At 74.8% G+C, this 8,926-nt stretch carries 7 protein-coding genes; 5 read left to right on the top strand and 2 right to left on the bottom strand.

Annotation, left to right across the window (positions count from 1 at the left end; genetic code table 11):
* The coding region (locus ACFXPX_RS42540) for a DUF4139 domain-containing protein (protein ID WP_380644993.1) at positions 1-1,284 on the bottom strand (1,284 nt) is incomplete at its 3' end.
* Positions 1,285-1,725: 441 nt separating this feature from the next.
* Between ACFXPX_RS42540 and ACFXPX_RS42535 the strand changes: the two genes are divergently transcribed.
* From ACFXPX_RS42535 to der, 5 genes are all read left to right on the top strand, one after another.
* Positions 1,726-2,811 carry a prephenate dehydrogenase gene (locus tag ACFXPX_RS42535; RefSeq protein WP_380586551.1) on the top strand — a complete coding sequence of 362 codons (1,086 nt, stop codon included), beginning with the start codon at positions 1,726-1,728 and terminating at the stop codon, positions 2,809-2,811.
* Positions 2,812-2,937: 126 nt separating this feature from the next.
* Positions 2,938-4,038, top strand: coding sequence for a DUF4419 domain-containing protein (locus tag ACFXPX_RS42530; RefSeq protein ID WP_380531283.1), 1,101 nt, complete (start codon positions 2,938-2,940; stop codon positions 4,036-4,038).
* A complete protein-coding gene (locus ACFXPX_RS42525; RefSeq protein ID WP_380586554.1) occupies positions 4,035-5,420 on the top strand; it encodes a DUF4419 domain-containing protein in 1,386 nt (461 codons plus the stop codon). Before ACFXPX_RS42530 ends, ACFXPX_RS42525 begins: the two co-directional genes overlap by 4 nt.
* A 120-nt stretch (positions 5,421-5,540) precedes the next feature.
* Positions 5,541-6,254 carry a (d)CMP kinase gene (gene cmk / locus ACFXPX_RS42520; protein ID WP_380531289.1) on the top strand — a complete coding sequence of 238 codons (714 nt, stop codon included), beginning with the start codon at positions 5,541-5,543 and terminating at the stop codon, positions 6,252-6,254.
* Between the two features lie 152 nt (positions 6,255-6,406).
* A complete protein-coding gene (gene der, locus ACFXPX_RS42515) occupies positions 6,407-7,864 on the top strand; it encodes a ribosome biogenesis GTPase Der (protein WP_375887112.1) in 1,458 nt (485 codons plus the stop codon).
* A gap of 176 nt (positions 7,865-8,040) precedes the next feature.
* Here the strand turns inward: der and ACFXPX_RS42510 are convergent, their stop codons facing one another.
* On the bottom strand, positions 8,041-8,787 hold the full coding sequence (locus ACFXPX_RS42510; protein ID WP_380644992.1) for a hypothetical protein: 747 nt from the start codon (positions 8,785-8,787) through the stop codon (positions 8,041-8,043).
* Between the last annotated feature and the right edge of the window lie 139 nt (positions 8,788-8,926).

Here is an 8,926-nt window from a genome sequence, read left to right as displayed (position 1 = left end):
AGTCAATCCCTTCGACGCCGACGGTCCGCCCCGGCATCGTGGGCTGCGACCACCGAAGGACGGATGAGGAGGCTCCCATGAGTGCCGGCGCTCCGGGACGCTGAGCATTCCGCCGCCGGACGGGCCGGCGGGCGCCGCCTCGTCCGCGAGGACCTCGGCGCGGGGCCCGTCCGGGCGGGCGCCGCCGCGCCGGGCCGAGAAGCGGCGGCCGGGCCCGGGTGCGCCGGGCGGGACCGGGAGCGGGACCTTGCGGCGGCGAGGGCGGCGGGCGGGGCGGTCGGCCGTGGCCGCGTCGTAGCCAGTGAAGAGGTCGGACAGGCCGGCCGGGGGCTCGCGCCAGCCGGAGGGCGGCGGGGCGGGCTGGCTGCGCCCGATCCGGAGGGAGGCGAGTCGGGGGAGGTCGGTGCGGCGGTCGAGGTCGGCGGTGGACAGGGCGAGCCGGACGCCCGTCCAGTCCTCGCCGGTGTGCTGGGCGACGGCGGCGCGCAGGACCAGCTGGGCGGTGTCGGCACCGGTGCGGTGGCTGAGCCGGTAGGCGGGCACCCAGCGGGCGGTGGGGACGCCGTACTCCAGCTCCAGCTCCAGTTCGATCCGGTCGGGGGCGGTGGTTTCGGAGGCGGTTTCGGGGGCGTTGGCGTCGGGGGTGCCGGTGGTGAGGGTGAGCAGGACGGTTCTGGTGGTGCCGACCGGCTCGGTGCGGTCGGCGGTGGACGCGCGGTCCAGCCGGTCGGCGGCCAACTGGCGCTCGTGGTCCGCGAGTTCGATCTCCCGGGTGAGCTGCTCGGAGCGCTCCTGGAGCCGGGCCAGCCGTTCGTCGACGAAGTCGGCGAGCTCCAGCCAGGCGTCCGCCGGGGTGCGGCGCAGCGGCTCGTCGGGGCGGCGCTGGGGCGGGACGGCGCGCAGCGCGGCGGTCTCGGCGATCGCGGCCAGGACCAGCCGGTGGCGCTCGTTCAGGGCGCCCTGGTGTTCCATGGCCTCGTCCAACTCGCGCTGCATCTGCGGGAGTTCATCGGGCTCGTGGAGCTCGGCGAGCGTTTCGAGGCGGGCCTCGACCACCGTGGTGCCGGCCGGTCCGGACAGCACCCGGGCGCGCAGCGAATCGGCGCGCAGCGAGTCGGGCAGGCCGGTCAGCCGCAGCCGTCCGTCCGGGGGGAGGGGGACGGTGGCCCGGCGCCGGCACACCGCGCCCTCGGCGTACACCACGACGGAGTCGAGGGCCGACGGGTGGGCCGGTACGGCCGGCCGTTTCGACGGCCCGGTGTGGCTGCTGTGTCGATCGTCCATGCGCATCCCCTTCGTTCGCGTCCGGTGGTCCCGAGGCCCGGGAGTCCCGTGGCCCGGTGGTCCCGTGGACCGGTGTGCCGCGGCTCGCCCCGCCTGTCCCCCGGGCGGCCAGTCTGCCCCGCCGGGGGCCGGGCGTCGCCGGATTTCCCGGGGCACGGCGTGTGCACTGGGTGGGACGGGGCGCGGGGCGCGGTGGTTGCCGGGTGGGTGGCGGTTGCCGGGGCGTGGCGGTCAGCGGGGGCGTTGGTTGCCGGGGCGTGACGGTTGGCGGGGTCGGGGGTCGGCGGGGGGCGTCGGGTGGGAGGATGGGGCGCGGGCGCGCCCGGTCGGCTCCGGTACTTCGTCGCGCCCTCCGGCACCCGCTGAGCACCGCCCGTTCGTCGAGCACCGCCCGTGTGAACCGTCCCGTCGAGAAACCGTGATCGAGGAGAGCCACCCGCCATGCGCACTGCCGTCGTCGTCGGCACCGGACTGATCGGCACCTCCGCAGCCCTGGCCCTGGCCGCACGCGGGCTGACCGTCCATCTGGAGGACGCGGACCCGGACGCCGCCCGCACCGCCGAGTCGCTCGGCGCCGGCATCACCGAACCGGCCGAGGGCCCGGTCGACCTGGCGATCATCGCCGTCCCGCCGGCCCTGGTCGGCAAGGTCCTCGCGGACTGCCAGCGCCGCAACCTGGCGCACTGGTACACCGACGTGGCCAGCGTGAAGTCCGGCCCGGGCAGCGAGATCGCCACGCTGGGCCTGGACACCGTCCACTACATCGGCAGCCACCCGATGGCCGGCCGCGAGCGCTCCGGCCCGCTGGCCGCCCGCGCCGACCTGTTCGAGGGCCGCCCCTGGGTGCTCACCCCGACCGCCGACACCGACACCGACACGCTCAACGCCGCGCTGGAGCTGGTCGCGCTGTGCGGCGCGGTGCCGATCGTGATGGACGCCGAGGCCCACGACCGGGCCGTGGCCCTGGTCTCGCACGCCCCGCAGCTGGTCTCCTCGCTGGTCGCGGCCCGGCTGGAGCACGCCGACGAGACGGCCATAAGGCTCTCCGGCCAGGGCGTGCGCGACGTGACCCGGATCGCCGCCTCGAACCCCGGGATGTGGGTCGACATCCTGTCGGCCAACGCGGGCGCGGTCGCCGACGTGCTCGCCGAGGTCGCCAACGACCTCGGCGAGACCGTCACCGCGCTGCGTGCCCTGGAGGCCGAGGAGGAGGGTATGCGCCGCTCCGGTGCCGAGGGCATCGAGGCGGTCATGCGGCGCGGCAACACCGGCCAGGCCCGCATCCCCGGCAAGCACGGCGCCCCGCCCACCCGGTACGAGACCGTCGCGGTCGTCCTCGGCGACCAGCCGGGCGAGCTGGGCCGGCTGTTCGGGGAGGTCGGCGAGGCCGGGGTCAACATCGAGGACGTCCTGATCGAGCACTCGGACGGGCAGCAGGTCGGCTTCGTCCAGCTGTCGGTGGCGCCGACGGCGGTCAAGCGGCTCACGGCGGCGCTGCGCGCGAGCGGGTGGAGCGTCCGGGACTGACGCTCCCGGGCGGTGTCCGGGTGGGGCGGTGTCCGGGCGGGGCGCTGTTCGGGTCGGGGCCGTGTCCGGGGCCTGGTGGTTCGGGTCGGGGTGGTACGGGGGAGCGGGCGGGGAGGGGGAGTGGGCGTGATCATCGAGTTGCCGCTGGGGGAGACCCGGCACGGGTTCGCGGGCGAGCCGGTGGACCTCGGGAACGAGCGCTTCCTGCGGGCGGTGGTGGGCGGGGACTTCCTGGTCCGTCACCGCAGCGTGGCGGCGATGGTCGAGCGGCCCCGGCCGCAGCCGGTCCGGCCGGAGTTCTCCGCACCGGAGCCCGGCGAGCCCGAGCCGACCTGGAGCCTGCTGCTGCGCGCCGCCCACACGGCCTTCGCCGACCACCTGCCGCTGAGCCTGTCGCCGGACGTGCTCTGGTACGCGGTGGTGCACGAGGTCGCGGTGCACGTACGGATGTACCCGCCGCGCTACCGGGCGCTGTTCGGCGCGGCGGACCGCTCGCGGGCGCTCGTGGTGCGGGACGACTCGCTGCTGGGCGGGGGCGCCGACTGGGCCCGGTCGGTCCGGCTGGTCCGGGAGCCCCTGGTGGCGGCCCTCGGCGCGGAGGTGGTCGAGCTGTTCCGGCCGGCCTTCTCCACCACCACGCCGGACGACGAGGCCTCGGCCCTGGTCGCGCTGATGGACGTGGTCAGCCCCTACTACGACTTCCGCTGGGAGACCCGCTGCGGCATCCCGCGGATCCGGCTGGAGGGCACCGCCGGGGACTGGGCGCTGCTCGCAGGCCGGGTGGACGCGCTGGCGGAGCGCTTCGACTGGCTGGTGCCGTGGTTCGACGGGCTGCGCCCGGTGCTGGCGCAGATCGCCGCGACGGCGGCGGGCGGCCCGGTGGACGAGGGCTTCTGGCGTTCGCTGTACAAGTGGGAGTCGGTGTCCGGCGGCCCGCTGGTGACCGGCTGGCTCACCGCCTTCTTCGCCCACACCCAGACCCCGGACGGGCCCCGGCTGCGGCAGACCTTCTGCTGGCGCGAGGCCGCGGGCACCTCGTACCACCGGGACGCCTTCGCGGTGAACGACTTCCCCTCGCACCTGTCCACGGTGCCGTTCGTCTGGGACCTCCTGGGCGTCGAGCGGTCCATGGTGCTGGTCGGCGGGGTGCTCGGGATCGAGCGGGACGGGGAGTTCCTGCGGCCCCGGCTGGGGCACGCGGTGCTGGAGACGGGGGAGTCGCGATGATCGTGGACGTTCCGCTCGGTGAGGGCCAAGTACCGGGCGATGTGGGGGAGTTGACGGAGGCCGGGAACGACGGGTTCCTGGCGGCGGTGGTCGGCGGGGAGTTCGAGCTGCTGCACCGCAGCACCGGGACGCTGCTGGCCAGTCCGGAGGAGCGGCGGCCCGAGGGCGAGCCCGAGCCGACCTGGAGCCTGCTGCTGCGCGCCGCCCATACCGCCTTCGCGGAGCACCTGCCGCTGAGCCTGTCGCCGGACGTGCTCTGGTACGCGGTGGTGCACGAGATCGCGCTGCACGTACGGCTGAACGCTCAGCAGTACGAGGGGCTGTTCAGCGCCACCCCCGGTGAGAAGCGGACCATCGAAGTCAGGGACGACAGCCTGCTGGGCGCCGACGCGGACTGGGCGCGGTCGATCAGGCTGGTCCGGGGGCCGCTGGCGAAGGAGATCGGGCCCGAGCTGGTGGAGCTGTTCCAGCCGACCTTCTCGACCACCACGCCGGACGACGTCTCCGCGGTGCTGGTCGCGCTGATGGACGTGGTCAGCCCGTACTACGAATTCCGCTGGCTCACGCTGTGCGGCATCCCGCGGATCCGGCTGGAAGGCACGGCCGAGGACTGGGCGCTGCTGGCGGCGAGGGCCGGGGAGCTGGCGGAGTGGTTCGGGTCGCCCGAGGCGCTCGGGCCCTGGTTCGCGGGGCTGCGGCCGGTGCTGGCGGAGATCGCGGCGACGGCGGCCGGCGGGCCGGCGGACGAGGGGTTCTGGCGTTCGCTGTACAAGTGGGAGTCGGAGTCCGGCGGGGACTTCGTCTCCGGCTGGATCACCGTCTTTTTCGCCCACACCCAGACACTCTCGGGGCCCGAGCCGCGTACGGACTTCCGCTGGCGGGACGGGCGGGGGCGGTTCCGGGAGAACGCCTTCCCCTCGCACGTGTCGAAGGTGCCGTTCCAGTGGGAGACCCCGGCCGGGATCCGGAAGATGGCCTTCCTCGGCGGGGTGCTCGGCATCGAGCGGGACGGCGAGTACGTACGGCCCCGGCTCGGGAACGCCGTGCTGGAGGTGCAGCGGGAGCCCGTCGACCCGGCGAACGAGCAGGCGGCGCTGGCGGCGGCGCAGCTGCCGCCGGGGTGGACGGTCGAGCGGGTGCGGGAGGTCAGCGGGTCCCCGTGGGCCAAGCTGGTGAGGGCGGACGGCGTCACCGTCGAGAGACGGGAGGGCGGGCCCGTGGGTGCGGTCGCACTCATCCGCTTCAGCCACTTCTGCTTGGTCCGGTGCGCGGGCGACGACGATTGGTACGCCGCCTTGCCGCTGCCGGACGGCACGGTGCAGTTGGGGAGGTCGCGCGGGCCGGATCTGGCGGGTGCGTTGGCGGGGGCGGAGTACTGGTGATCGGCCCGGGACGGGGTCCGGCCGCGGTCCATTAACCTTGAGGGAGACAATCCCCGGCCGTCCGCCCCCACAGGCGTCCGGCTCCCGTGTTCTCAGCATGCTCAGAGAGAGGTTCGCCCCGTGGACACTGCCGACCGAGCGCACGCCCCGGTCGTCGTCGCCATCGACGGACCCTCCGGCTCCGGCAAGTCGACCGTCTCGCGGGCGGTCGCCGCCCGGCTGGGCCTGAGCTTCCTGGACACCGGCGCCATGTACCGGGCGATGACCTGGTGGATGCAGGCCAACGACGTGGACGTCGACGACCCGGAGGCGGTGGCCGTCGCGTGCGGCAAGCCCGTCATCGTGTCCGGTACGGACGCCGACGGGCCGACCATCACGGTGGACGGTCAGGACGTCTCCGGCCCGATCCGGGGCCCCGAGGTGACGGCGCAGGTCAGCGCGGTCGCCGCGGTGCCGGCCGTGCGGGCCCGGCTGGTGGAGCTGCAGCGCGGCTGCGCCGAGGTCGCCGAGCGCGGCATCGTCGCCGAGGGCCGGGACATGGGGACCGTGGTGTTCCCGCAGGCCACCGTCAAGGTGTTCCTGACCGCCTCCGAGTCGGCCCGGGCCGCGCGCCGGGCGGCCGAGCTGCGGGCCAAGGGCGTGGACGAGGCGACCATCACCGCGATGGCCGCCGACCTCGCGCGCCGCGACGCGGCCGACTCCTCCCGGGAGACGGCGCCGCTGACCCAGGCCGCGGACGCGGTGCTGGTGGACACCAGCGAGCTCACCCTGGAGCAGGTGATCGGCCGGATCACCGCCCTGGTGGAGGAGCGGGCCGGGCTGTCGTCGGTCTGACCGGTACGGCCGGTCTTCGAACGACCGGCCGACCATCGAACGAACCGCGGGCCGTCAGGTGCCGCGGAGGAAACCATCGCGCTGCCCCAGCGGGGCAGGTACGCACGGCACGCCCCTGGGAAGGGCCGCGCCGGGAAACGGAACAGACGAACATGACCGCAGACCACTCCGCCGGGCCCGGCGAGCTGGACGCCGCCGACTACGCCGAGTACATGGCCCTCGCGGCCGAGGAGGGCTTCGACCTCGACGGCTTCGAGGGCGAGGACGGCGCCGAGCACGTCCGACTGCCGGTGCTGGCCGTCGTCGGCCGCCCGAACGTCGGCAAGTCGACCCTGGTGAACCGCATCATCGGCCGCCGCGAGGCCGTCGTCGAGGACAAGCCGGGCGTCACCCGTGACCGGGTCACCTACGAGGCCAGCTGGAACGGCCGCCGCTTCAAGGTCGTCGACACCGGCGGCTGGGAGATCGACGTCCTCGGCATCGACGCCATGGTCGCCGCGCAGGCCGAGCTGGGCATCGAGCAGGCCGACGCGGTCCTGTTCGTCGTGGACGCCACCGTCGGCGCCACCGACACCGACGAAGCCCTGATCAAGCTCATCCGCCGGGCCGGCAAGCCGACCGTCCTGTGCGCCAACAAGGTCGACGGCCCGTCCACCGAGGCCGAGGCGGCCTACCTGTGGTCGCTGGGCCTGGGCGAGCCCTTCCCGGTCTCCGCCCTGCACGGCCGCGGCTCCGGCGACCTGCTGGACGCCGTCATGGACGCGCTGCCCGAGGCCCCGGCGCAGACCTTCGGCGACGCCGCCCCCGGCGGCCCGCGCCGGATCGCGCTGATCGGCCGGCCCAACGTCGGCAAGTCCAGCCTGCTGAACAAGGTCGCCGGCGAGGAGCGGGTGGTCGTCAACGAGCTGGCCGGCACCACCCGTGACCCGGTCGACGAGATGATCGAACTCGGCGGCAAGACCTGGAAGTTCGTGGACACCGCCGGTATCCGCCGCCGGGTCCACCTGACCGCCGGCGCCGACTTCTACGCCTCGCTGCGCACCTCCGCCGCGCTGGAGAAGGCCGAGGTCGCGGTCGTCCTGATCGACGCCAGCGAGACCCTGGCCGAGCAGGACACCCGGATCATCTCGATGGCCGTCGAGGCCGGGCGCGCCGTCGTCGTCGCCTACAACAAGTGGGACCAGCTCGACGAGGAGCGCCGCTACTACCTGGAGCGCGAGATCGAGCGCGACCTCGTCCAGGTGCAGTGGGCCCCGCGGGTCAACGTCTCGGCCAAGACCGGCCGGCACATGGAGAAGCTCGTCCCGGCGATCGAGACCGCGCTGGACGGCTGGGAGACCCGCATCACCACCGCGCGCCTGAACGCCTTCCTCGGCGAGCTGGTCGCCGCCCACCCGCACCCGATCCGCGGCGGCAAGCAGCCGCGCATCCTGTTCGGCACCCAGGCGGGCATCCGTCCGCCGCGCTTCGTGCTGTTCGCCTCGGGCTTCCTGGAGGCGGGGTACCGGCGCTTCATCGAGCGTCGTCTGCGGGAGGAGTTCGGCTTCGTCGGGACGCCGATCTCGATCTCGGTGCGGGTGCGGGAGAAGCGCAACAACAAGAAGAAGTAGGTCGCAGCTGTAGCTGTACGAGCTGGAGGGCTCCGTCACCGGTGGTGGCGGGGCCCTCGGGCGTTTCCGCTGCCGGTGGTGTGCGCCGACCGACGGTTCGGCTGCTTGCTCAGGCCGCGGTCGGGGACGGGCGGGGGCCGGTCGGGGACGGGCGGGGGCCGGGCGGGGGTCGCCCGTCAGTGGTGGTCGCCGGTGCGGCCAGGGGGGAGCGAAAGCATCTGGCGGTGGCGGCCGCCGGTCGGGGCGGGGGCCGTGGCGAGGCCGGTGGCCGTGCCCAGCAGCGGGGACGGGGCCGGCGGCGGGGCGGGCACGGTGTGCTGGACCGCGCCGAGGTAGCCGGCGGCGACCCAGCCCTGGCCGTTGGTGAACTGGGGAGCCGGGGGGCCGGCCTGGCCGTGGCCGTCGCTGGTGGCGGCGGTGGCGGCCATGGCGGCCATGGGCTCGGGGTGGGGGGTCGGCTGGTGCTGGGGGTGGTGCTGGTGCTGGTGCTGGGGGTGGACGTGCGCGTGGTGCTGGGGGGCGTGGTGCTGGGTGTGCGCGTGGTGCTGGGTGTGCGCGTGGTGCTGGGGGATGTGGTGCTGGGTGGGGGTGTGGTGCGACTGCGTCGGCATGAACTGGGGGAGGCCGGAGGGCTGGCCCGCGTAGGTGTGGAAGGCCTGCTGCTGCGCCGACGGGTACGGGCGCTGCTCGCCGAGCAGCGGGTGGCCGTCGCGGACCGCGAAGCCGGTGAACCTCAGATCCTCCTCGCCCGAGCGGTCGCCGGGCAGGGCGCGGAACAGCCGTCGGTACTCGGAGTACAGCTCGTCGTAGATCGGGGTCGTCGAGTGCGGGTGCTCCGCGTCGTACGACGGGCGCATGCCCGGGATCGAGCGGGGGGCGGTGGCCGACCGTCCGGCGGGTGCGGAGACGTCGTAGCTGTACACGTAGGGGCCAACGAGTGAGAGGCGGCGGGGATGCGGGGGCGTTCGGCGTACCGGGGGGAGGGGCGGGCTCGCCGGGTGCTGCGGACGTGCCGTGCCTGCCGGGTGCGGCGGAAGGGCGGCGGGCCGTCCGCCCTTCCGC

The sequence above is a fragment of the Kitasatospora sp. NPDC059146 genome (assembly GCF_042786665.1).
GTDB lineage: Bacteria > Actinomycetota > Actinomycetes > Streptomycetales > Streptomycetaceae > Kitasatospora.
This window is presented reverse-complemented; position numbering and strand designations above follow the sequence as displayed.